The organism is Aquisalibacillus elongatus (assembly GCF_003843875.1).
GTDB classification, from domain to species: Bacteria; Bacillota; Bacilli; order Bacillales; family Alkalibacillaceae; genus Aquisalibacillus; species Aquisalibacillus elongatus.
In genome coordinates this window covers 19,418-41,990 of the sequence record NZ_RKRF01000011.1, presented here as the reverse complement: position 1 = coordinate 41,990, position 22,573 = coordinate 19,418, and the positions used below count along the sequence as shown (strand labels likewise).

Annotated in this window: 23 protein-coding genes; 12 read left to right on the top strand and 11 right to left on the bottom strand. The window is 38.8% G+C overall.

Annotated features, from left to right (window positions below):
• Window positions 1-20: 20 nt before the first annotated feature.
• The 3 genes from EDC24_RS11360 to EDC24_RS11350 are packed head-to-tail and all read left to right on the top strand — an operon-like array spanning window position 21 to window position 2,099.
• The gene (locus EDC24_RS11360) at window positions 21-584 is read left to right on the top strand and encodes a DUF7010 family protein (protein ID WP_124222703.1); all 564 of its coding nucleotides are present in this window, start codon (window positions 21-23) and stop codon (window positions 582-584) included.
• A 25-nt stretch (window positions 585-609) separates the two neighbouring features.
• Complete coding sequence (locus EDC24_RS11355) at window positions 610-1,038, top strand: hypothetical protein (RefSeq protein WP_124222701.1); 429 nt, start codon at window positions 610-612, stop codon at window positions 1,036-1,038.
• 59 nt (window positions 1,039-1,097) lie between these two features.
• Window positions 1,098-2,099, top strand: coding sequence for a DUF3231 family protein (locus tag EDC24_RS11350; protein ID WP_124222699.1), 1,002 nt, complete (start codon window positions 1,098-1,100; stop codon window positions 2,097-2,099).
• 41 nt (window positions 2,100-2,140) lie between these two features.
• On the opposite strand, the gene EDC24_RS11345 is transcribed toward EDC24_RS11350, so the two are convergent.
• Window positions 2,141-2,785 carry a glycosyltransferase gene (locus EDC24_RS11345; RefSeq protein WP_124222697.1) on the bottom strand — a complete coding sequence of 215 codons (645 nt, stop codon included), beginning with the start codon at window positions 2,783-2,785 and terminating at the stop codon, window positions 2,141-2,143.
• 135 nt (window positions 2,786-2,920) lie between these two features.
• Here EDC24_RS11345 and EDC24_RS11340 point away from each other — a divergent pair, with 135 nt between their 5' ends.
• Window positions 2,921-3,274 (top strand): DUF4870 domain-containing protein, encoded by a 354-nt coding sequence (locus tag EDC24_RS11340; RefSeq protein ID WP_124222695.1) that lies wholly within the window; start codon window positions 2,921-2,923, stop codon window positions 3,272-3,274.
• A gap of 23 nt (window positions 3,275-3,297) precedes the next feature.
• Here the strand turns inward: EDC24_RS11340 and EDC24_RS11335 are convergent, their stop codons facing one another.
• The 5 genes from EDC24_RS11335 to EDC24_RS11315 form a co-directional block, all read right to left on the bottom strand.
• Entirely contained in the window at window positions 3,298-4,668 is a 1,371-nt protein-coding gene (locus tag EDC24_RS11335; RefSeq protein WP_124222693.1) for a sodium/glutamate symporter family protein, read from the bottom strand.
• Window positions 4,661-5,878 carry a lysophospholipid acyltransferase family protein gene (locus tag EDC24_RS11330; RefSeq protein ID WP_124222691.1) on the bottom strand — a complete coding sequence of 406 codons (1,218 nt, stop codon included), beginning with the start codon at window positions 5,876-5,878 and terminating at the stop codon, window positions 4,661-4,663. Before EDC24_RS11330 ends, EDC24_RS11335 begins: the two co-directional genes overlap by 8 nt.
• A 131-nt stretch (window positions 5,879-6,009) precedes the next feature.
• Window positions 6,010-6,759, bottom strand: a complete 750-nt coding sequence (gene cuyB, locus EDC24_RS11325) for a cysteate racemase (protein ID WP_124222689.1) — start codon at window positions 6,757-6,759, stop codon at window positions 6,010-6,012.
• 21 nt (window positions 6,760-6,780) lie between these two features.
• Complete coding sequence (locus EDC24_RS11320; RefSeq protein ID WP_124222688.1) at window positions 6,781-8,367, bottom strand: Mur ligase family protein; 1,587 nt, start codon at window positions 8,365-8,367, stop codon at window positions 6,781-6,783.
• A gap of 42 nt (window positions 8,368-8,409) precedes the next feature.
• Window positions 8,410-9,579 (bottom strand): carboxylate--amine ligase, encoded by a 1,170-nt coding sequence (locus tag EDC24_RS11315; RefSeq protein ID WP_124222686.1) that lies wholly within the window; start codon window positions 9,577-9,579, stop codon window positions 8,410-8,412.
• A 206-nt stretch (window positions 9,580-9,785) separates the two neighbouring features.
• Between EDC24_RS11315 and EDC24_RS11310 the strand changes: the two genes are divergently transcribed.
• On the top strand, window positions 9,786-10,784 hold the full coding sequence (locus EDC24_RS11310; RefSeq protein WP_124222684.1) for a TraB/GumN family protein: 999 nt from the start codon (window positions 9,786-9,788) through the stop codon (window positions 10,782-10,784).
• Between the two features lie 78 nt (window positions 10,785-10,862).
• Entirely contained in the window at window positions 10,863-12,137 is a 1,275-nt protein-coding gene (locus EDC24_RS11305; RefSeq protein ID WP_124222682.1) for a glucose-6-phosphate isomerase, read from the top strand.
• A 367-nt stretch (window positions 12,138-12,504) separates the two neighbouring features.
• On the opposite strand, the gene EDC24_RS11300 is transcribed toward EDC24_RS11305, so the two are convergent.
• Both EDC24_RS11300 and EDC24_RS11295 read right to left on the bottom strand, forming a co-directional pair.
• On the bottom strand, window positions 12,505-13,362 hold the full coding sequence (locus tag EDC24_RS11300; protein WP_211342373.1) for an ROK family protein: 858 nt from the start codon (window positions 13,360-13,362) through the stop codon (window positions 12,505-12,507).
• Complete coding sequence (locus tag EDC24_RS11295; protein WP_245998141.1) at window positions 13,362-14,957, bottom strand: glycoside hydrolase family 13 protein; 1,596 nt, start codon at window positions 14,955-14,957, stop codon at window positions 13,362-13,364. Before EDC24_RS11295 ends, EDC24_RS11300 begins: the two co-directional genes overlap by 1 nt.
• Before the next feature lie 155 nt (window positions 14,958-15,112).
• On the opposite strand from EDC24_RS11295, the gene EDC24_RS11290 reads away from it, so the two are divergent.
• Window positions 15,113-16,279 carry a TraB/GumN family protein gene (locus tag EDC24_RS11290; RefSeq protein ID WP_124222675.1) on the top strand — a complete coding sequence of 389 codons (1,167 nt, stop codon included), beginning with the start codon at window positions 15,113-15,115 and terminating at the stop codon, window positions 16,277-16,279.
• 233 nt (window positions 16,280-16,512) lie between these two features.
• The gene (locus EDC24_RS11285) at window positions 16,513-17,169 is read left to right on the top strand and encodes a hypothetical protein (protein ID WP_124222673.1); all 657 of its coding nucleotides are present in this window, start codon (window positions 16,513-16,515) and stop codon (window positions 17,167-17,169) included.
• Between the two features lie 2 nt (window positions 17,170-17,171).
• Here the strand turns inward: EDC24_RS11285 and EDC24_RS11280 are convergent, their stop codons facing one another.
• Window positions 17,172-17,549 (bottom strand): DoxX family protein, encoded by a 378-nt coding sequence (locus EDC24_RS11280; protein WP_124222671.1) that lies wholly within the window; start codon window positions 17,547-17,549, stop codon window positions 17,172-17,174.
• Window positions 17,550-17,746: 197 nt separating this feature from the next.
• On the opposite strand from EDC24_RS11280, the gene rlmN reads away from it, so the two are divergent.
• Window positions 17,747-18,826, top strand: coding sequence for a dual-specificity RNA methyltransferase RlmN (gene rlmN, locus EDC24_RS11275; RefSeq protein ID WP_124222669.1), 1,080 nt, complete (start codon window positions 17,747-17,749; stop codon window positions 18,824-18,826).
• A gap of 89 nt (window positions 18,827-18,915) precedes the next feature.
• A complete protein-coding gene (locus EDC24_RS11270; RefSeq protein WP_124222667.1) occupies window positions 18,916-19,641 on the top strand; it encodes a hypothetical protein in 726 nt (241 codons plus the stop codon).
• A gap of 41 nt (window positions 19,642-19,682) precedes the next feature.
• Here EDC24_RS11270 and EDC24_RS11265 read toward each other — a convergent pair whose 3' ends face one another.
• Together EDC24_RS11265 and EDC24_RS11260 are read right to left on the bottom strand one after the other, a co-directional pair.
• Window positions 19,683-19,865 carry an H-type small acid-soluble spore protein gene (locus EDC24_RS11265; protein WP_124222665.1) on the bottom strand — a complete coding sequence of 61 codons (183 nt, stop codon included), beginning with the start codon at window positions 19,863-19,865 and terminating at the stop codon, window positions 19,683-19,685.
• 55 nt (window positions 19,866-19,920) lie between these two features.
• A complete protein-coding gene (locus EDC24_RS11260) occupies window positions 19,921-20,121 on the bottom strand; it encodes an H-type small acid-soluble spore protein (protein ID WP_124222663.1) in 201 nt (66 codons plus the stop codon).
• Window positions 20,122-20,301: 180 nt separating this feature from the next.
• On the opposite strand from EDC24_RS11260, the gene EDC24_RS11255 reads away from it, so the two are divergent.
• Window positions 20,302-21,447: an acyl-CoA dehydrogenase family protein gene (locus EDC24_RS11255; protein ID WP_124222661.1), complete on the top strand. Its 1,146-nt coding sequence runs from the start codon at window positions 20,302-20,304 to the stop codon at window positions 21,445-21,447.
• A gap of 3 nt (window positions 21,448-21,450) precedes the next feature.
• The gene (locus EDC24_RS11250; RefSeq protein ID WP_124222659.1) at window positions 21,451-22,518 is read left to right on the top strand and encodes a CaiB/BaiF CoA transferase family protein; all 1,068 of its coding nucleotides are present in this window, start codon (window positions 21,451-21,453) and stop codon (window positions 22,516-22,518) included.
• Window positions 22,519-22,573 lie beyond the last annotated feature (55 nt).

The following is a 22,573-nucleotide window of genomic DNA, read 5'->3' as shown; positions in this document are numbered from 1 at the left end:
ACATAAAGGGAGGGGAAAATATGGAAGTTAATGCCATAAGGCACGAGCTATCTGTTTTGGGTAAAAACGGGATAGGCTTTTTATTATCCGCAATTATCATTTGGTCCATCATTACGTTTATATTTTTACTGCCAACTGAAATGACTCAAAAAAATATGTACATGTTATTTTCAACAGGGCTTATGTTTCCGCTATCCGTTGCCATTTCGAACTTGATTAAGGCTGATTGGAAGCTTGAACAAAATCCATTAGGAAATATAGGTTTAATTTTGAACTTGGCCCAAATTGTATACTTTCCTATTCTTATATGGGCCATGGCGGAGTACCCTCAAGAAGCGCTTATGATATTTGCGATTATCACAGGTGCACATTTCTTTCCTTACGGCTGGTTTTATGATGCAAAAGCTTATTACATAATGGCGCCGATTTCCTCATTAACGATCATGGTATTAGGTTTTTCATTGAATGGTAAAAACATTTGGTTAAATTCCTTAGCCATGGTATTTTTACTAATCACTTTAACTATTTGGCTTTACTTAGATTATAAACAAAAAGCAAAGGTGGGAGCTTATGAAACGGAGTAACCTACAAACATATATATAAATACTAATGGCTGTTGTGTTATTCATAACAGTCCCTTGGCTTGTTCTAGAAAAAGTGGAAGACAAGCAACAGTTTGAAGCTTATCTAAATGAATTTTATAAAACTTTAGATGACACTCATCGCGATGTTGAGGCTATCCAATCAAATCCTGATGAAATGAGTCCTCTCCTAATTGATCAAAACCTTGAGAAGTTGAACTCGATACTTCGCCTCGGTAATAGAACAATTAACAATGATATTCAAGATCAGCCAAGGTTTTTTGTAGGACGCATTTCGGCGGATGAAGTGCAACAAGCTGAATTGGAAAAAGTCGAAGAGGGTCTTAGTTACATGTTAGATAAGCTTCACTCAGAAGAGACCGGACAGGAAAATCCAGACCTAACCGTAGAGATGTTTGGTGAAATTATCGAAAAAGGCGCCAGTATAGGCAATTAATCTGCATAATCAATTTTGTTTTGAGAAAAATAGGCATTAGAGAAACGGAGGTTTGTCTAATGCCTGAAAGCCCAAAAATATCTTCTTCTGAAATAGGTGTGTTATGGATTACCTATCAGCAAAATACGATGATTCTTAGAATGCTTGAATATTTCATTGAGCATGCAGATGATGACCAAGCCAAACAAATTCTAGTAGATGTATACGAAGACATTAAGCCTTACGCAACTAAGATTGAAAATATATTCCAAACAGAAGGTGCGGCTATACCAGTTGGCTTTAAAGCTGATGATGTTAATATTGGGGCGCCTAAGTTGTTTGACAACGGATTTGACATTCTATTCATAAGACTTATGAAAGAAATTAGTATGGGGATGCATACGCTAAATTTGAATATGTGTTATCGTCCAGACATCGTGATGATGATGCGTGAATTAACAAACATTACGCAACGTTGTTACGACAAATGTACGGAGTATCTATTAGAAAAAGGGATTTTGACTCGTTCTCCTTATGTTCAAATCCCTAAAAATGTTGAGTTTGTTCAAGAGGTAGGGTATTTGAGTGGTTTCAATCTATTTAAAGAAAAGCGTCCTTTAAACGTCGTTGAAACAGCACATTTACACCATACAATAGAGTCCAATATGGTAGGCATGCAATTGATCTTAGGTTTTTCCCAATGTGCGAATGAAAAAGAGGTTAAACAGTACTTAGGAGAAGGAGCGGCGATTTCAAAAGAAATTATTAAAACTATTTCAAATATCTTGTTAGATAGTAGTCTACAAGTCCCGTCTACGCCTGGTGGTAACGTTACAGGTTCAACCGTTCCTCCATTTTCAGACAAAATGATGATGTACTGTGTGTCGTTGTTCTGTAGTTTCGCTATTGGGGGAAGCTCCCTGGGGACAGCGTTTAGCCAACGGAATGACCTGGTTGAAAAAATTACTAAAATCATGCAAGATATCTTTGCTTATGCCCATAAAGGTGCCAAGCTTATGATTCAACACGGCTGGTTAGAAGAGCCGCCACAAACTAAAAATAACAAGAAGAGTCCTAAATAAAAAAAGAAGCTTTAGCGTAGTGCTAAAGCTTCTTAAATTTATTATTGATCAAACTTCTCTGGAAACTGATTTACAACTCCCTTAGAAATGGTATCTGCCATTAAGATAATATGGGAAAGACCTTCATCAATAGCCACTATTCGATCATCCCATTCCTTTTCTAAACTTGCGACTAAGTCATCTGTCACTAATTCTAAATGCATATAAAGCAGTTTCTGTAAATCTTCATTTTTCAAATGAGGATTAGCTTCACTTAGGAATGCCGCTATATCATCAGCATTATTATACCATTCCTTGTCTAGCTGATTGACCAAGTCATCGTCTCCACTTTTAGCGGCTTCTACGATCTTACCTGCAATAACAATGTGTTCCTTAAGTAATGTGGTAAGCTGTTCACCTGCGTCATCTCCATAAATAGGTTTTACAGCATTCCCGATATCTTCTTGATTTTTTAGCAGCCGTGATAGTACCTGCTCTTGGTCCTCTGCTCCTGCCGTTGTAGCACTTGTAATATAATTACTTGTCCACAATACATGGTCAATCCAGAGTCTCCTGAAATCATTTTTAAAATTTACTTCAGATTGACTTATACCAACCTCGTCTGTATCTGCCTTGACAATAGTTGAATCCGGTAACATGTTTAGTATAAATACCAAAAGTAGTAAAAATGCTAATATTTTTTTCATACTTGACCCCTTCCCAAAATATTTAGTTCTTTCCTATTATTGATCTGCTCATATTTTTCATTCGTTAAATTAGGAATAATTCAAAAGTCCACTGCATAATGTTCAATAAGTTATATTATGGGAAGGTGGATGTATATGAGTGATGAACAAGTAAAAGAAAACGAAGAGGTGAAAAGCGAGGAGACGAGTAAGGATGCGGAAGAAAATAAAGGGATGGGTGTTGTGGCCTATATTATATTTTTCATTCCTTTATTAGCAGCTAAAGAATCCGAATTTGCTATGTATCATGCGAATCAAGGACTTTTACTTTTATTAACGGCTATTATCATTAATACAGTTGGTACGATTATCCCGATTATTGGTTGGTTATTAATCCTACCTTTAGGTAACTTATTTGTCTTTATTTTATGGATTCTAGGTATCATAAATTCGGCGAGAGGTCAGATGAAGCCGTTACCGCTTATTGGCAAATTCGAAATCCTTAAATAGCTTATTAGAAAACTGTCGAGCGTTTACTCGACAGTTTTTGTTTGGCGTGTTCGATACCATAATGCCCCAATCAAAACGGCTAGGTAAAGGGCTAAGCCTAAAAACGTATAAAGATACATAACAGGATCATTTTGGACAAACCCAACGACAGGTACATTCAGTAATAAAAGTAATGGAAAACCAAACAATAAAGCCGTTCCACTCCCCATGACTAAATTATCTGCTGTGTTTGATTTAAAATAAGGATCGACAGCCTTAACTAAAGCCATGCCAGTTGAAATAGTACCCGTTTGCATTCCAAAAAAGCCTAAAGTGTTTGATAATGCATCTTTTGGAAACACACGAGGGATAATCCATACTAAATAGAAAATAGTGAACAAGCCCCCAAGTGTTGTGATGAGAATGACTGGCACAATGTATTCTCTTAAGGCATAAATCGAGATGGCCGCAATCGATGCTGTGATCATATAGTCAAACGAGAAACCAGCAATACGCTGTAATAAGTAATTGTTCGGACTATGTTCGAGCTTGAGCCCTTTGTCCTGCACTTTGTTTAGAATTACTCTGAATAACACGGCATATAAACTACCAATTAAAAAGTGAAATCCGACAAATAATTGCGCTAACGTGGCTCCGAATGTGCCAAGTGGTGTTAAGACGATGTCTAGCCCAACAATCGTTAAATAGGTTATTAAGTAAATAACGCCTATTAAAGCAATTTGATACGTTAATTTATCGATAGCGTCGCTTAACGGAATCTCATCAGGCGCTGATTTTTCAACGACAGGCTTAGGTTCTACTGCATCTCCAAATTCTTGCTTGAATCCTTTTCTCTTAATTAAGAAGTTCATTAATATAATTCCAATGACGGTTGCCCAAATAAAACCAATTCCAGCGATCGTAAGACCTAAGTTCCCGCCGCCGACTACGCCTAGTTCTTCCCACTGCGTACCAATGGAATAAGCCTGCCCAGGGCCTTGCCCAAAACCTAGCGGTAACAATAACCCTATACCAGGGAAAAAGTCAGGGTAAAACCACTGCACTAATATAAGTAATAATCCAAAACCAATAATACCTTGCAGTAAATATGTAGAGACAATGAGCATTCCAGAGTTCACGACGGCTGGACTACTCTGTACTTGGCGGTCTTTTAAAGAAAGGGCAATAAACCCAATCGCCATTAAGTGATAAACGATTGCACCTAGCATATCGACATCAAAAGGGATGAGTCTAAGAATCTCAGGTCCCATTAATAATCCAATAAATCCAGCAATCATCGACGTTGGTATAATGAGTCGTCTCATTGCTGGTATTCTAGCTTTTATAATAGCGGCTAATACCATTAAGACCGATAAAAATATAAAATCCGTTACGAAAGACCATGAGTTATCCATTCGTTACTCCCCTTGGTTCTGAACTTGTTTCTTTCTGAATTTGTTTGGCCACTTGAAGCCATTTGTAAGCGGAGCTTCTCGGTTCATAAAAAACCATCCGATAAAAATCGTCATCGTATAGAAAATCTAATTTGTGATGGAATTGAATATTAACCCCGTCGGCATGTTTAATTTGGAATGACAAAGTTTCCTGCTCGGTTTTAAAAATAAATTCATAATGATTCCACGTTAACTTTCCTGTTCCGATGAGTTCGAAAGGCTTTTTATCTTTTGATACATACAAATTAATAGGATCCTTCAGACAGTCAGCCCAAGAATTTTGCCAATCTGGGTGGTCGAAATATTGATCTAAGATCGATGATTGCCAATTCTTCCAATCACGAGGTGTTTCATAATGTATTGGTAGATTAGTAGATTCAAAATTTCCATAAGCTGTGTACCTTACTTTGTATTGGCAACTCTTACAAAAAAATAGATCACCAACAGAATGCATAAATCCCGGCGTTTGACAGTGCGGGCAAATATAAAGCAGTCGTTCTAAATAGTGAGCGGGATTTTTAGCCTTGTATGTATTCATTTCATGCTGTTGCCAATCCACCTCATCATGGAACATTGCATCTGTTAGTTTTTCATAGACTTCATCCACTGAAAGGTTTTTGAGGTCCCCGTCAGCCCAATGTTTTTCAAATGAAATTTGAATTTTTCCCTTGCGGTGACCATCTCCCCATCTTGGGTGGCTTAAGTGGCCGCCTTTTATTTTAGCTACGACTACAGGAATATTTAAGAGTTTAACGAGTTTCGCTGTTGAATAAATAATCGGCTCATTAACTCCATCCCAATTGCGATTGCCTTCTGGAAAAATCCCGATAACACGATTGTGTTTTTTCGCTTTTATGACATTCCGAATAGTTGTCGTGTCATTCGTGAACTTCGTCTTCCGAATCGCCCCAGCGTAATTGAGAATATGCTTCAAAAAAGGGTTTCGGAATAAAGGTTCACCTGCAATATAACAAATGGGCTCATCCACATAGCAATTTAAAAACAATGGATCCCAGTTATTTACATGGTTTGAAATAATGACATAAGGCGGTTTTAACCCGATTGTGTCGTTACGCTCAATTTCTATAACGGACCTTGAATTTATAAAAGCTTTAATGGGTGTTACGAGTGCATGCTGAGCCAATCGGCCTGGCTTTTTTTCAATACTCATCGTGCGGTCACACCCCTTTAAATATAAATCTGTAATATAAGTATATTATCACAAAATTCGGTCAATATCTTCAATTTAAAGTAATTTTAGTGGGGTTAAAATCCATAAAAAAACCCGCCATTTGGCGAGTATTAGAAATTTTGACTGATCATACGATCACTTATGCTATTATTCTTAAGTTGTTTTCCTGATCTTAAAATGGCTTGTTCAACTAAAACATCCATCGCGTCAATCGTATAAGGCCTTAACTGAGGTTTAATTGAAATACACGATAACTCAGTGCAAGCCAAAATAACGCTTTGACATTGTTCTTTCTGAATTAAATGCTGAATAATATGTTCAAGCTTTTGAGGATCTGCAGATAAATCCCCTTTTACATCTTCATAGATAATATTCATAACCTGCGATTGAATCGCTTCATTTGGCGTATATAAGTCAAGTTGATATTTTTTAGCTGCTTGTTCATATATTTGGGTACGGATTGTACCGTTCGTTGCTAAGATACCGACTTTTGTATTTGAACCATACTGATCGTAAATATAACGAACCGTTTCATCTACCATATGAATAATAGGAATGTTCGTCATCGCTTGTAACTGTTCATAGTAAAAATGTGACGTATTGCACGGAATCGCAATATTGGATACGCCAACGTTTTCTAAGGTTTTAAAATCTTGCTTAATCGTATCAAGAAATTTTTCACCTTGGTTTGTTAATATAGCCTGTGTTCGGTCTGGCATGGTGGCGTGATTTAAAATCACCATATTGAGATGGTCTTGGTCTTGGTGAGCATCTGTTTGATCGATAATCCGATCATAAAACACAGAGGTCGCCTTAGGCCCCATACCCCCTATAACACCTAAAGGATAGTCGTTTATCATGTCAAACACCTTTTCGTTTATTTATTGATGAGGCGCTAGTTTTAACAATAATTCTCGTTGTTTTTTCGTAACCCCTGCAACGCGATTCTTAAGCGGTAAAAATAATTCTTCATCCGACAGATGAGGCTTTAATTTGTGCAGAGATTCAAGCGCTAGACCTGCTCCATAATCCATACCCTGTGCACCACCAAGAATAACTAGATCATTTGATTGAGTTTTGTTTAACGCATCATCAATTGCGTCATTTAACTCATTGTAAAGGTTAACGTTAATACCTGCTTCTTCTAATACATTTAGAAAGGCTTCTTCTTCCTCTTGAGATACTTGGTCTTTAGAGGCTACATGTGACTCACTTTTAGTTGCATAAACATCTTTTAGGCCTAATTTTGGTGCCCAGTATGCAATTGCTTCTGCATTTTCACGGTTGACTGTCGGCCCTCTTCCACCTCGGATTGAGTAAACTAAGTGGAACTGATTGTAGTCCATGTGTTGTACGGTCTTTAGGGTCACTTCGATATTTCCTGCATTAGCAAAATGGTCATCAATAACTTTAAAGTCACCTTCATAAATGTACTCAAAACGGCGCTCAACGCCTACGAAGTGTTTCAAAGCGTTTTGGATATTAGAGATGGAAATCCCATTAAGCAAGCCGCACGTAATCGCAACCATTGAGTTGTAAACTGAATGAAGGCCTGGGACAGATAATTCAATGTCGAACGTTTGAGGTTGCATGACGTTCGGCTCTTTGCCAAAAGGTTTTAATACCTCAACCGTAAATTTTGCTCGTCCAGTGGATAAATCTAAACTTTTACACGTTAGATGCCCATTGTTACTCTCGACACCGAATGTTACGACGGAAGCGTTTGTTTCATTTATTAATGAAGCTGAATAGTCATTATCTAAATTTAAAACAGCAAAACTATTTTCACTAGCATTTCGTATAAGGCTCGCTTTAGAATCAAAGTATTGTTGGAATGAGCCGTGATCATCAATGTGTTCACGACTAATATTATTTAAAGTCACAATGTCATAATCGACTTTTTCAACTCGGTAGGACTCTAAAGCTTTCGATGATACCTCCATCGTGACATGGGAGACCTCATGTTTCACCATTTGGTCTAAATAATATTGTAAATCTAAAGATTCAGGTGTCGTCAGTTCAGATGGATAAGATTCATTGCCATACTTAACAGCGACAGTACCGATAAGCCCCGTGTTAAGTCCTTTTTGTTCTAAAATCGCATTCGTCATAAACGTTGTTGTCGTCTTTCCGTTCGTGGCTGTAATACCAATCATGTTAAGTTTCTTAGAAGGTTCCGCGTAATAGAAATTCGCCAATTGAGCTAACGCGATACGGCTGTTCTGAACAACAATCTGAGGGATTTCAACGTCTTCTTGTACGTCTTCAACGACAGCTGCGATAGCACCATTTTGTACCGCGTGCTTTAGAAATTTATGTCCGTCCGTTTGAAAGCCTTTAATACAAACAAATAGATTCCCATCATTAATTTTGGCAGAATGATAGGCTAGCCCAGTAATATCTAATTGTGATTTTTTATTAATCGATTTTAAAATATCAATCGATTGGATGAGATTGTCTAACTGCATAAAGATAAACCCTTCTTTCTAATAATCATGATAGGGTGCTTACTAAGAAAGCTTTCGTTTAATTCTTATAAGCCAAAATGACATAAACGGACGTGGATCTTTTAAGTCCCAAACAGCGTGTGCCTTCCGTTTGAATAATGATTTAATAACTTGACGTTTTGTCAGTTGGTTGGTTTTTAAATAGTCTTTAATGGCTTTCATATCTTCAAAGAAGTACCAGAAGACAATACCTGTGCTTCGTTTAACGGCCTTAGGTTGCAATGGTTTCCCAATCAAATCACGATAGGTGATATACGGGAAGTTAAGTCCAACTTTTCTTAATAAAGCGTCAAAGTTTGTAAACCTGACGTTTAATTCAATTAAATAAAAGTCGCCTGTATTGGCATCTTTTTTATACTCAATTTCAACGAACCCTTTAAAGCCAATGCCTTGTAAAAACTTCTTGCTCATATCATATAATTCCGGGAAGTACTTTTGATGCGTATAGACAGATGCACCAAAGTTAATCGGATACTGACGTAGCTTTTGAGCAGTGGTCCAATGGGTAATCTCCCCATTCTGATCGAGATAACAATCGAATGTATGCATGTGATCGTCAAAGCCAGGAATAATTCGTTGAACCACGACATCTAACTCGGCATCAGTGGCTTTTTTAATGGCTTCATCAAGCTCTACTCGATTATTTACCTCAAAGCTTTTACAGTTAAACACTTTTGTAAATTGAGGTGAGTCAGTTGGTTTTACAATACAAGGATAACCTATTTCTTGATCAATTTTTTCATAGAAATGGTCTTCATTTAATCGAACAGTCTCTGGTACTAACACACCGTGCTCTTCAGCAAGACGATGAAGCTTCTCCTTGTCCATTGTGTTAATATAAAGACCTTGTTCTGTTTGTGGAATGAGATAATACTCTTTTAATTTATATAAATATTGATCGACTATTTCTACATAGGAGTCATGACACGGTAATAATACCGGCTTATAATTTTGTCTTTTAGCAAAATTTATTAAAAACTCTATAAACCCCTCTGGGTCTTCCTGATAATGAGGTGAAATGAGATGTTCGTCGCAATATTTTGAATCAGCTGCATATGTATTTTTTTTAGCATAATCTACAGCTACAGTATGAACGCCTTGAATACCAAGGCCTCGTAGGACGCTAAGTGCTATATAATAATTGTTTCCTAATACAACGGCTTTATTAACCATCTTATACTCCCTTTGGTTTTATAACTATACTTATATATACATATCTAAATATTGACATATAAACCCCTATATTTCAAGCTATATAAAGTCTCAAAAGCATGATGAGGCATAGTTTAAAAATAGGAATTTTTGATTACGCATAGATTTTCTAAAACTTAACAGTTAAGATATTAGTAAATCTATTTTAGAAAGAGGAGAGTGCATCGATGAGCAGGTATTTAAAACTGTTAGCGGTTGTGCTGTGTTTCGTTGTGGTCGTTGCTTGCACAGACAATGAGCCAGAACAGGAAGAGCAGTCTCAAGTAGATGATGACACGGAACAGGAAGAGAATGTTGAAGAGGAAGAAAAGAATGAAGATGATGATGGGGAGCAGGAAGATGGTTCAGGCGGTTTTTTGTGGAAAGTTGAAAATGGTGATACGACCGTTTATTTACAAGGGACGATTCATATCGGGCCTGAAGATATGTACCCATTACATACTAAAATAGAAGAGGCATACGAGGAGTCGGATATCGTGGTGCCTGAGATTGATTTAATTAACGTGGATCAGGCTGAAGCACAGAGTCTTTATCAACAATATGGCACTTATCAAGATGGAACAACGCTTCAAGACCATATTTCACAGGATTTATATCAGTCTGTTGAAGAGGTTGCTGACGGGTATATGATGGTGGACATGGAAACGTTGAATATGTTTAAGCCATGGTACGTATCAAATCTCCTTCAACAGTTCAAAGTGATGGAGTTAGAGTATGAATCAGGTGTCGATATGTATTTCTTAGATAGAGCTGTTTCAGACGGTAAGGAGATTAAGGACTTAGAGACGGTAGAAGAACAATTACAAGTTTTATCTGGTGCTTCTGAAGAGTATCAGATTACTATGTTAGAAGAGATGTTAGTCAGTGATGAACAATACGAAGAAGACCTCGAGGAAATGCTGGCATTATGGCAAGAAGGCGATGAAGATGCATTACTAGATGAGTTGATTGTGGAATCTGACGAAGAAGACGCTGAAGCTGAAGCCTTTTTAGAGGCAATGAATGATGAACGGAATTACAAAATGGCGGATCAAATCATGGAGTTTCTAGAAGAAGATTCGTCGGATACTTACTTTGTCATTGTTGGTTCTATGCATTTACTGTTAGAACCACACATTGGATCTATTTTAGAAGAAAACGGTTATGAAGTTGAGCGCGTGCATTAAAAACGAAGCTAATCGTTACAGGTGTAGCGATTAGCTTTTTATTTGTTTATAATAGAAGAATCGAAAGGAGTTTCAGTTATGGTAAGTGTTACATATTCAGGACAAATGGAAGACGTATTAACAGAAACGAAAAAAGAAAAACTTGAAAGTATTCATCGAGGATTATATGCCAAAGAAGGGGCAGGATCTGAGTTTTTAGGTTGGTTGGACTGGCCTTCTGGCTTAAGTCAGGAATTTTTAGATCAAATTAAACAGACGGCTGAACAGATTAGGTCGCAGGCGGATGTGTTAATTGTAATTGGCATTGGTGGTTCTTATTTAGGAGCAAAAGCTGTGATTGAAGCGTTACAGCCACATTTTGAGAAGAACCCTGAATTTGAAGTGATTTTTGCCGGGCATCAAGTTAGTGGAGCTTATTTAAAACAATTAATGGCGTATGTTGATGACAAAGAGGTGGCACTCAATGTGATCTCAAAGTCAGGAACGACAACAGAGCCAGCACTAGCTTTTCGATTTTTACAACAGTATATGCAAGAACGTTATGGAGCTGATGCGGCTTCGCGGATCTATGTGACGACCGATGAGAACAAAGGAGCATTGTTAACACTTGCGAAAGAACAAGGTTACAAGCGTTTTGTTGTACCAGATGATGTCGGTGGACGTTATTCGGTATTCACTGCAGTAGGCTTATTGCCGATTGCAGCTGCTGGATTTGACGTTGAACGGTTAATCAGTGGTGCAAAAGCGGCAGAAGAAGAGCTGAAGACGTTTGGTGAAGATAACCCTGCCATTCGTTACGCAGCCATTCGCCATAGTTTATACGAACAAGGCTACACGAATGAAGTGTTAGCAACATTTGAGCCGAAACTGAATTTTGTTCAAGAATGGTGGAAGCAATTATTCGGTGAAAGTGAAGGTAAGGAAGGTAAAGGGATTTTCCCTGTGTCAGTCGTTTACACAACTGATCTACACTCATTAGGACAGTATATCCAAGACGGCAAGCGCAATTTATTTGAGTCGTTTTTAGTCGTTGAAGAAACAGACGAGGATTTAGAAGTCTTTGAAGCCGACAACAACTTAGATCAATTAAACTACTTATCAGGATTATCACTGCATGACTTTAATTTAACAGCCTATAAAGGCGTATCGGAAGCGCACCTCAACGGCGGTGTTCCTCAAGTCGGCATTCATGTGAATCAAATGGATGAATATCATGTAGGTTATTTACTCTATTTTTACATGCTATCTTGCGCCTACAGTGCGTATTTGCTAGAGATTAATCCGTTTAATCAGCCAGGTGTTGAGGATTATAAAACTGCAATCTTTAGATTGTTGAATAAGCCAGGGTACTAAAGTTACTCCCGAACAGGGACGGTTTACTCCCGAACGCGGGAGGAATACTCTCGAACAGAGGCGATTTACTCCCGAGCACAAGGAAGTTACTCTCGAATAAGAAAAGGCTGGGGCTCCCCAGCCTTTTTCCATTTATAACAGGACGGTCCGGTTGTTCTTTAAGAGCGGTTTTCAATATACTCATTATCGGCGTTTGCCCAACCCCTCCACTAGTGGTTTAGTTGTTTGTAAATCTAGTTGGAAATCTCCGCTTGGAGCGCACTCCCCAAGCGTGTTTTTTCTTGAAACCTGCTTGTAAATTCGAACAACCTGCAGGTAAATCTGAGAAACCTGCGTGTAACCAGCCAAAACCTGCGGATAAACTGAATTATAACACTAACTGCGCAGCACCTAACATGCCGGCATCATTTTTATACTGCGCAATTCGAATGTCAATTGGGTTGAGCCACAAGGTTTCTAGGTGTCCTTTTAGCTCGTCTAACCAATGATCCGCGGCATCTGACACGCCGCCACCTAATACGACGACTTCCATATCGAAAGTGGCTTGTAATGAACTAATAATAACAGCTAAATCATACGTGAATTCACTAACTAGCTGTTTTGCTTTTGGATCATCGACTTTAAAAATTTCCTCAGGTTGGTATGGTAATTTTGCTTCTTCAATGCGACGGCGCAAGGCTGAGCCTGAGACGTATTGTTCGAAACAACCTCTACGGCCGCAAGCGCACTCAACACCGCCTGGGTATAGCGTCATATGGCCAAGTTCAGCAGCCCCGCCGTTCGGCCCGCCAGATAAAAGGAAATCATCGATAATGACGCCGCCTCCAAGGCCAGTACCTAATGTTAGGCACACAGTTCGGTCATAATCTTTAGCGGCACCGATTTTTGCTTCAGCTAATGCCGCACAATTGGCGTCATTGTCGACTTCCACTCTTAAGCCAGTTGCTTCTTCAAGCTGCTTTTTAACCTCTGTTCCAGTCCATCCTGGCAAAAGGTCGGTAGCGTATACAATCCGCCCTTTTTTGGAATCGACAAAACCATGTGTCCCAATGCCAATCGCTTCGACATCAGGGTGGTCCTTAAGTATTCTAAGAATCTCTTTTTCTAACAGTTCATCTAATGGAAACGTTGTCGGCACGCGCTCATCTAACAGAATATTCATTTCATCGTCTAATACGCCCATTCGGACTTTTGTACCGCCAATATCAACACCAATGATTTTCATTATGACTCCCCCTTTTTCTCATAAAAGACAACAGCTTCCCAAGGTCGAAGTTTTTCATGACTCGACTCATAGTTTTGGATCAAAATTTCACCACTTGGCTGATTAATGTCGTATTCATTTGCGCTAAAGTTACAATAAACCGTTAGTGTTTCTTGATCAGTTTCTCTTTTATAGGCAAAAATGTCAGGATGATCGCGATGGATAAGTGTGAAATCCCCATTCGTAATCACATCGTACGTTTTACGTAATGAAATTAAAGATTGATAGTAATAAAAAATAGAATCAGTTTCCTCAAGCGCCTGTTTTACATTAATAGCTTTATAGTTCGGATTAACTTGAAGCCAAGGCTCACCCGTGGTAAAACCAGCGTTCGCCGCATCATTCCATTGCATCGGTGTTCTCGCGTTGTCGCGGCCTTTTACATGAATCGAGCGCATGATGTCCTCGTGTGACCAGCCTTGCTCTTTTTTCTCTTGATACATATTGAGTGTTTCGATATCTTCATACTGATCAATTGACTCGAACGCCACATTCGTCATACCGACCTCTTCGCCTTGGTAAATATAAGGCGTGCCTTGCATCATATGAAGACAGGTTGCTAGCATTTTGGCCGACTCCACACGATACTCCTGATCATCGCCAAAACGAGAGACGATTCTCGGCTGATCATGGTTATTCCAATATAAACTGTTCCAGCCGACATTAAACAATGCATGCTGCCATTTCTCTAAGTTTTCTTTTAAATCAACTAAGTTTAAAGGCTTCAAATCCCACTTATCGGATCCGCCATCAAGGTCCATATGTTCAAAAGTGAAAATCATATTGAGTTCTTGATTGTCAGGGTTTGTATATTTTTGTGCGTCACCTGGTGCAGCTCCAGGCATCTCGCCAACAGTGACACAATCGTAATTTGATAACACTTCTTGGTTCATCTCATGTAGAAACTCATGAATCCGAGGGCCATTCATGAAGTAAGGGCTGCCATCTCCATCTGGCGTATCTGGCAGCTCAGAGTCTTTCGAGATAAAATTAATGACATCCATACGAAAGCCGTCAACGCCTTTATCAAGCCACCAACGCATCATGTCATAAACCTTTTCTCTTAAGTTAGGGTTTTCCCAATTTAGATCAGGTTGTTTTTTAGAAAAGATATGTAAATAATACTGATTACGCTTATCATCAAATTCCCAAGCCGGGCCGCCAAAGACAGATTTCCAGTTGTTCGGTTGATCTTGCCAATAATAAAAGTCTGGATACTGTGCAAACCACTCATGCTCATCAGATGTGTGATTCACGACTAAATCCATCATTAACTTCATGTCGCGTTTATGTATCTCATCTAACATTTGGTCAAAATCCTGCATCGTCCCAAATTCGCTCATGATTTTAAAATAATCTCGAATATCGTAACCGTTATCATCATTAGGTGAATCGTAAACCGGGCTTAACCAAATGATATCGATTCCAAGTTTCTTTAAATAATCCAGTTTTTGAATAATCCCTTGTAAGTCACCAATACCATCCCCGTTAGAATCCATAAAACTTCGAGGATAAATTTGATAGACGACTGAATCTTTCCACCATGTCATTCTCATTCCCCCTCTATCTATCTCATTCTAGCACATGACCGAAACAGGTTGTGCATCATATAATAATTAAGTGTCAGAAAAAAGTTACTAAATAATTATCTTTTAAATGTGATTTAATGATACACTATTTTTATAAAAGTAAAGAAATAAGAGGGTTTGTTATGTCAGAAGAGAATATAACAAGAATTCAATTAGACGATAAAGAAGTTATTATTATTGGAACAGCCCACGTATCGAAACAAAGTGCCGAACAAGTTAAAGAAGTAGTGGCAACAGAACAGCCAGATTCGGTGTGCGTGGAATTAGACCAACAACGTTACCAGTCAATTAAAGATGGTAACAAGTGGAAGAACATGGACATTTTTAAGGTCATTAAAGAGAAAAAAGCCACGATGCTTTTGATGAACATGATGATCTCATCTTTCCAAAATCGAATGGCTAAACAATTTGGCATCAATCCGGGCCAGGAGATGATTCAAGGGATTGAATCAGCAGAAGAACATGATGCGGAGTTAGTGCTAGCCGATCGAAATATTCAAATTACATTTCAAAGAATATGGCGTAATTTAGGTTTCTCAGGAAAATTTAAACTACTCATGAGCATCATTTACAGTATTTTCAGCAATGATGATATTTCAGAAGAAGAACTGGAACGCATGAAATCTCAGGATATGTTAGATTCGGTTTTACAGGAATTTAGCCAATCCTTTCCACGTTTGAAAAAGCCTTTAATTGACGAGCGTGACCAATATTTAGCTCAAAAAATTAAAGAAGCACCTGGCCAAAAAGTGGTCGCCATACTAGGTGCCGCTCACGTGCCTGGTGTTAAAGAAGAAATCCATCAGGAGAATGATTTAAAGCAGTTAACAAAAGTTCCACCAAAGTCGAAGAAGCCGAAGATTATTGCGTGGGCAATACCGATTCTGATCCTATCCGTGATCGTTTATACGTTTTTAAACAACCCATCAGCTGGTTTTTACCAAATGATTTCTTGGGTGTTATGGAATGGTTCTTTATCCGCTATAGGAACAGCCATCGCTTTAGGCCATCCGTTAGCGGTTTTAACCGCCTTTATAGTGGCGCCGATTAGCTCGCTGAACCCGCTCCTTGCAGCCGGTTGGTTCGCTGGCTTCGTTCAGGCAATTGTCAAAAAGCCACAAGTACAAGATTTTGAAAAACTATCTGAAGACGCCCAAACCGTGAAAGGATTTTGGCGTAATAAGGTCACCCGCGTCTTACTCATTGTAGTGATGGCGAACATCGGAAGTTCCCTTGGCACTTTTATCGGCGGTGCGGATGTCATCCGAGTTTTCTTAGAAAATTTATAAGTTTAAAAACCACAGACGAAGGTTCTGTGGTTTTTCTTTTGAAAAAAGAGCGCATATGAGGTCTGAAAAGGGCGCATAAATTAGAAAAAAGGTAACGTTCGACAAAATTCGAACCGCGTAAATCGAAAAAACCAGCGCATAAAATGAAGAACCTAGCGCATAAATTCAAAAGTGCTAAACAAAAATAACGTGCCCAACAATCTCGCATACGATAACACTAAGAGGTGATGAAAATGGCGAAAGTACCACTAGCCTTAGCGGCGACAGGTCGGGATGAGGTGGCATTTCAGTCTTGGGCGATCAATGCGGTGGGCCGTGAACATGCTAAGCAATGGCGTTCAGGAAAAAATCTATTGGAGCATTTGGTTCAAGCAACCGATGGCGGGCGAAATTGTATTAAAAAGTTGATCATTTTTTCACATGCTTGGCCGTTTGATCCGAACGGAAACCGGGGTGGTGTAAAAATCGGCGGGCCTGACATCAATGGTTTTTATTTGAATCAACGTTTGTATGATCATGAAGATGCTAGATATTTAAGTGATTTAGCACGGTTAGTCAGATCAGGCGAGGTTCAATTTTGTGATGATCAAGAAATTATTTTTACGGGCTGTCGGGTGGCGTCGAGTGAGTTTCCGATAAAGCTTGTGGAACTCACGAAAGGAACTGTGATTGCCGCAAATGGTTCAAGTTTTCCGAAACAAGGGAATCCACCAGGTGATCAAACCGGAGAGTGGATGAGTGGTGTGAATCTTTGGGAAGAACAACAGGCTGCTAAACAAGGGCACTATGTTGGGTGGTTGAAGTACACATATGATCCAAACACCCAACAAGTGATAGAAGAAGAAGTTGGTCAGAAAACCAAGCAAGGCTATGTCTTTAAGGTGTGGTAATGTTAGGGCCTGAAAAATTTACCGTCATATTGCTGGTATAGTAAGAAAAGTAAGCCGAGCATGACAATGTCTAATCGAGCGTGGAATAAAGTATGGATAATTCCTTCATGTAACATCGGGAGTTTGGTAATGACGAGTGCACCAATAATCACAACCATTAGCGGGATGGTAGAAAGTTTGACGTAGCGATTGAGTAGAATTAAAAGTCCGAAAATAATTTCAGTAATGGCGACCACATACATGAATGTGATCGGTGAAGGAAAGCCTAGATTTGTAAAGTATCCTCCTAACCCTTCTCCTACAATTTTCATCAAAGCTGACACAATGAACACAAATCCAACCAAGTAACGCACAAGCTGTGTAGTTGACACATTAACCATTTGTATTCCCCTCCATTTATGCTTGTCTTAAGACGTGTTACTAATTTATATGTTGAATTCAGACAAGCATGCATTTTTTGTTATAAAATTATTCAATTGGAAGACCTTACAACTTGTCATCGCTTATAAACTTAAGTACTATAGGTAGAGGATTAAAATTATAAGAAGGAATTCTTATAAAAAGGAAGGTTTTTTGAATGCATAAACAATCCATCTATGGATTAACTTATGATCAATTAAAGGATTGGCTCGTGGAGAGCGGACAGAAGCGTTTCCGCGCTGACCAAGTGTGGGATTGGCTTTATCGTAAACGTGTTAAATCCTTTTCAAATATGAAAAATGTCAATAAAGATACAATCGACTTATTAGAAGAAAACTACGTCATCCAAACACTTAGTGAAACCGTCAAACAAGAATCAAAGGATGGGACGATTAAGTTTTTATTCGAACTTCAGGATGGCAACCATATCGAAACGGTACTCATGCGATTTGATTATGGTCTATCCGTTTGTGTGACGACTCAGGTAGGTTGTAATATTGGTTGTTCATTCTGCGCAAGCGGTATATTACGTAAAAACCGTGATTTAACGAGTGGTGAGATCGTTGAGCAGATTATGAATGTGCAGCATCACCTAGACGACCAAGAAAAAGACGAACGCGTGAGCCACATTGTCGTTATGGGTATTGGTGAGCCGTTTGATAACTACGACAACACGTTAGACTTTTTACGTATTGTGAATGACCAAAAAGGGTTATCCATTGGTGCCCGTCACATTACCGTATCAACAAGTGGCTTAGCAGATAAAATTTATGAATTTGCGGATGAAAACTTACAAGTTAACTTAGCGCTATCCATTCACGCGCCAAATAACGAGTTGCGTACGAAAATCATGAAAATTAACCGAGCGTATCCGCTTGAAAAACTCATGCCAGCGATTGATTATTATCTAGAAAAAACGAATCGCCGGATTACGTTCGAGTATATTTTACTTGATGATGTGAACGACCACGTGGAAGAAGCGAAGCAATTAGCTGAACTCTTGAAGGATAAACGTCATTTATCCTATGTCAACTTAATTCCGTATAACCCAGTTGCGGACCACCCGTATGAACGTAGCCGTAAACAAAATATCTTGAATTTTTATGAAACGTTATTAGAAAACAACATTAATTGTGGTGTGCGAGTGGAGCAAGGAAGTGACATTGACGCTGCTTGCGGCCAATTAAGAAGTAAACAGATCGAAAAAGCGAAAAAGAAAAAAGTGAATGCATCCTAATTTGAAAGAGTGCCTGTGGCTAGACAGGCACTCTTTTTTTAGGTGAATGCATATGTTATAAGAGCAGAGTCACAAAAGGATGTGATCGTTTGACTTTATATTTTAACGGACAACCGAATATATACCGGTCCAAAGAACCTGTTGAGGCACCGAATCAAAAAGAGGTAATAACGGATCGGGTGACGGATTTTATGAACCACCAACAAAAAATTAATCGCCAATTAACTCGTTCCTATAATTTGTTACATCAATTGTATGAAAGGCAAGAAAACCAGCAGAAAAGTATGGTTACTCAATTAAATGCTTTTGATCAGCGCCATCACAATCATGATCAATTTAAACAACAAGTATTAAACCGTCTTCAAAAAGTTGATCAACAACATGCGAAAGTGGAGGATTGGATGACACAAGAAGAGATGAAAAATGATGAGTTGTTGCGTGAATTACGAGACTTGCATGATTCCAATCAAAAAATCATTGATGAATTAACGAAGCAAGACCATTCAAATGAAACGTTAACCGAGCAGTTAAATGATATATTGAACGTGCAACAAAAATTATCCGAACATATTTTAGACCAGGATGAACAACAACAGAAAATGAATCAGAAGCTAGAAAATCAAGAGGCACTGTTAGAAAAACTGTCTCATCAGTTAACTAATTTTAGGTCGATTTTGTATGAACGCAGTCATCACTTAGCTGAAAAAATTGAAGATCAGTATGAATTAACCTCGTCATATGTTCACCAGTTATTGACAGGTAAAGAACAACCCATGACGTTTGTTTTATCGAAAAAAGATGATCAATCAGATTAATGAAAAGAACTCGCTAGAAGGAGATAGCGAGTTCTTTTTCGTCAATGCTTTTCTCTAATATTAGATAATTGCACCTCAAATTCATTCGTCGGGTCATCGAGGTAGTAAACGCGAGCGACATCAGAGCTTTCTTGTACATGTTGTATGAAAACTCGTTTGCCATTGTATTGGACGTTGCAAATCTTAGGTGAGCTCGCTATTTCTTCAGCGCGTAATCGGTCCATCTAAAACCTCCTTCATGACATGGTTATATCTAAACGCTATCTTAGCGTTTATAACCTAAAACATTAAATGGACTGGATCATCAGCGTAAAGGCCGTCCAAATCGACTTCTTGTTCTTGATCCATCTGGTCTAGAGGAAAGACTTTGGCAGTACCATTCTCTTCGTCAATACCTTGAATATACACGGGAAATCCGTGGTACTTCACTTGAACTAAAGTAGGAGAATCCACAATCTGTCTGATCTTATCTAATTCCATTTGAAACCTCCATGCTGTCTATCATGTAGTGTTGGTTTCGTAATATTATTTTTGACTTAATAAAAGAAAATATACTTGGAAAAAGATACGTTGCTCTAATCGACATTTCTCGCTCTTTACCAATGTAAAAGCTTTATGATATCTTAATATTAAGAAAATTTAAAAAAGGGAGTCGTGCGCATGGCTGCTAGGTACTTAACAAAAGAGCATGATATGTATCGCGATAGTTTAAAGAAGTTTTTAAATAAAGAGGTTGTTCCTTATTTTGATCAGTGGGAAGAGGATCGTCTAATTCCGCGAGAGTTATGGACCAAGATGGGCGAAAATGGCTTTTTGTGTCCATGGGTAGATGAACATTACGGAGGACTAAACGCTGATTTTGGCTATTCGGTTGTTTTTAACGAGGAAATCGAGCGAGTTGGAACTGGCTTAGTTGGTCTGGGATTACATAATGATATCGTCGTGCCTTATTTAGATACATACGGCACATCAGAGCAAAAGGAACGTTGGCTACCTAAGTGCGTCACAGGTGAAATCATTACAGCTATTGCTATGACGGAGCCTGATGCTGGGTCGGATTTAGCAGGAATCAAGTCAAACGCGATTGAGAATGGTGACCACTATGTCTTAAACGGTCAAAAAACGTTTATTACCAATGGACTTCATGCTGACTTAGTTGTTGTCGTCGCTAAAACAGATCCTAAGGCTGAACCGGCTCATAAAGGAATTAGTTTACTCGTCGTTGAAAGAGACATGCCAGGCTTTACACACGGAAGGAAACTGGATAAAGTCGGGTTGCATTCTCAAGATACAGCAGAGTTATTTTTTGAAGATGTTAAGGTTCCTAAAGAAAATCTGCTAGGCGAAGAAGGTAAAGGTTTTTACTACTTGATGGATCAATTACAGCAAGAGCGCCTGACCGTGGGCATTAGCGCACAAGTAGCGGCAGAAGAAATGTTAGAGACCACTAAACAATACGTTAAAGAGCGAAAAGCTTTCGGTAGACCGGTATCAAAACTTCAAACCGTTCAACATAAAATGGCTGAAGTTGCAACCGAAGTTCAGATTGGTCGAACATTTTTAGATGATGTAATTGAACGCCATATGAAACAAGAAAATGTCGTCACTGAAGTTTCAATGGCAAAATGGTGGATCACTGATATGGCCAGGCGTGTAGCGACAACGTGTATGCAGCTTCACGGTGGCTATGGCTATATGGAAGAATACTCAATCGCACGTCGTTACCGTGATATCCCTGTCTCATCGATTTATGCAGGAACGAATGACATTATGAAAAATATTATTGCAAAAAATATGGAGCTGTAGCTGATGTTAGAAGGAATACGAGTGATCGATTTTTCGTTATATTTACCGGGCCCGTATGCAACGCTTCGTTTGGCGGATTTTGGCGCAGAAGTGGTTAAGATCGAACCGTCAAAAGGTGATCAGATACGGCAAATGGCAAATGAAACATTATTTGCTGCGAACAATCGAGGTAAAAAGAGTGTTGCACTTGATCTAAAACTTGAATCAGAAAAAGAAAAGGCTTTAGAACTCATTAAGACAGCTGATGTCGTCGTCGAGAGCTTTCGCCCAGGTGTTATGGGTCGTCTAGGGTTAGGGTATGACGATGTACGAGAAATTAACCCAAACATTATTTACTTATCGTTAACGGGTTTTGGGCAAAACAGCTCGCTTTCACATCGGGGGAGCCACGACCTGAACTATTTAGCAATGAGTGGCATGCTTAGTCAAATAAAAGATGACAAAGGTCAACCCGTTCAACCGACTCATACAATGGCAGATCTTATTGGTGGGATGGTTGCCAGTGAAACGATTTTAGCAAACCTCTTAAAGCGTGAACGTACGGGTAGTGGTACTTATATAGATTTAGCTATTACTGATGCGGTCTTTTCCATGATGGAAAATCATATGATGTTATCAACTGTTGCTAATGTTGGCACAGGCATTCCAGTGTTAAATGGCAGCTACGCGAATTACCGGATATACGAAACAAAGGACCAACAATTCGTGTCATTAGGAGCTTTAGAATATAAGTTTTGGAACAATTTCTGTCTTGCGGTGGGGCAAGAAGATTGGCTTGACCATTTTCCTGATCAGCTCAAAACACCAAAGGTCATCAAGCAACTTGAACAACTATTTAAAACTAGGACAAAGGCGGAGTGGACAACGATAGGAGAGGAGCAGGATTGTTGTTTATTCCCGGTCTTAGAAATCGATGAAGTGCTTAAAAGTGATTATATAAATGAGCGAGGTTTACTCCATCAAGAGGACAACTTATCTTATGTTCAAACCCATTATGATTCAAAGGCAACACGTTTTGACGTTGCAGAACTTGCTGAACATAATCGGATGATTACGAAAGACCCGAATTAAGTTTGAAAGCTCGTATGACCGCGAGCTGGATATAAAACTATTTAAAGGAGAGGGT

What these genes read in the sequence shown, in the direction of transcription:
- cuyB (WP_124222689.1), bottom strand. Translation starts at nt 6,759, where the DNA reads ATGATAAACGACTATCCTTTAGGTGTTATAGGGGGTATGGGGCCTAAG.
- EDC24_RS11350 (WP_124222699.1), top strand. Translation starts at nt 1,098, where the DNA reads ATGCCTGAAAGCCCAAAAATATCTTCTTCTGAAATAGGTGTGTTATGG.
- EDC24_RS11290 (WP_124222675.1), top strand. Translation starts at nt 15,113, where the DNA reads ATGTCAGAAGAGAATATAACAAGAATTCAATTAGACGATAAAGAAGTT.
- EDC24_RS11260 (WP_124222663.1), bottom strand. Translation starts at nt 20,121, where the DNA reads ATGGAATTAGATAAGATCAGACAGATTGTGGATTCTCCTACTTTAGTT.
- EDC24_RS11315 (WP_124222686.1), bottom strand. Translation starts at nt 9,579, where the DNA reads ATGGTTAATAAAGCCGTTGTATTAGGAAACAATTATTATATAGCACTT.
- EDC24_RS11360 (WP_124222703.1), top strand. Translation starts at nt 21, where the DNA reads ATGGAAGTTAATGCCATAAGGCACGAGCTATCTGTTTTGGGTAAAAAC.
- EDC24_RS11305 (WP_124222682.1), top strand. Translation starts at nt 10,863, where the DNA reads ATGGTAAGTGTTACATATTCAGGACAAATGGAAGACGTATTAACAGAA.
- EDC24_RS11250 (WP_124222659.1), top strand. Translation starts at nt 21,451, where the DNA reads ATGTTAGAAGGAATACGAGTGATCGATTTTTCGTTATATTTACCGGGC.
- EDC24_RS11330 (WP_124222691.1), bottom strand. Translation starts at nt 5,878, where the DNA reads ATGAGTATTGAAAAAAAGCCAGGCCGATTGGCTCAGCATGCACTCGTA.
- EDC24_RS11355 (WP_124222701.1), top strand. Translation starts at nt 610, where the DNA reads ATGGCTGTTGTGTTATTCATAACAGTCCCTTGGCTTGTTCTAGAAAAA.
- EDC24_RS11340 (WP_124222695.1), top strand. Translation starts at nt 2,921, where the DNA reads ATGAGTGATGAACAAGTAAAAGAAAACGAAGAGGTGAAAAGCGAGGAG.
- EDC24_RS11280 (WP_124222671.1), bottom strand. Translation starts at nt 17,549, where the DNA reads ATGGTTAATGTGTCAACTACACAGCTTGTGCGTTACTTGGTTGGATTT.
- EDC24_RS11295 (WP_245998141.1), bottom strand. Translation starts at nt 14,957, where the DNA reads ATGAGAATGACATGGTGGAAAGATTCAGTCGTCTATCAAATTTATCCT.
- EDC24_RS11265 (WP_124222665.1), bottom strand. Translation starts at nt 19,865, where the DNA reads ATGGACCGATTACGCGCTGAAGAAATAGCGAGCTCACCTAAGATTTGC.
- EDC24_RS11345 (WP_124222697.1), bottom strand. Translation starts at nt 2,785, where the DNA reads ATGAAAAAAATATTAGCATTTTTACTACTTTTGGTATTTATACTAAAC.
- EDC24_RS11300 (WP_211342373.1), bottom strand. Translation starts at nt 13,362, where the DNA reads ATGAAAATCATTGGTGTTGATATTGGCGGTACAAAAGTCCGAATGGGC.
- EDC24_RS11285 (WP_124222673.1), top strand. Translation starts at nt 16,513, where the DNA reads ATGGCGAAAGTACCACTAGCCTTAGCGGCGACAGGTCGGGATGAGGTG.
- EDC24_RS11255 (WP_124222661.1), top strand. Translation starts at nt 20,302, where the DNA reads ATGGCTGCTAGGTACTTAACAAAAGAGCATGATATGTATCGCGATAGT.
- EDC24_RS11320 (WP_124222688.1), bottom strand. Translation starts at nt 8,367, where the DNA reads ATGCAGTTAGACAATCTCATCCAATCGATTGATATTTTAAAATCGATT.
- EDC24_RS11335 (WP_124222693.1), bottom strand. Translation starts at nt 4,668, where the DNA reads ATGGATAACTCATGGTCTTTCGTAACGGATTTTATATTTTTATCGGTC.
- EDC24_RS11310 (WP_124222684.1), top strand. Translation starts at nt 9,786, where the DNA reads ATGAGCAGGTATTTAAAACTGTTAGCGGTTGTGCTGTGTTTCGTTGTG.
- rlmN (WP_124222669.1), top strand. Translation starts at nt 17,747, where the DNA reads ATGCATAAACAATCCATCTATGGATTAACTTATGATCAATTAAAGGAT.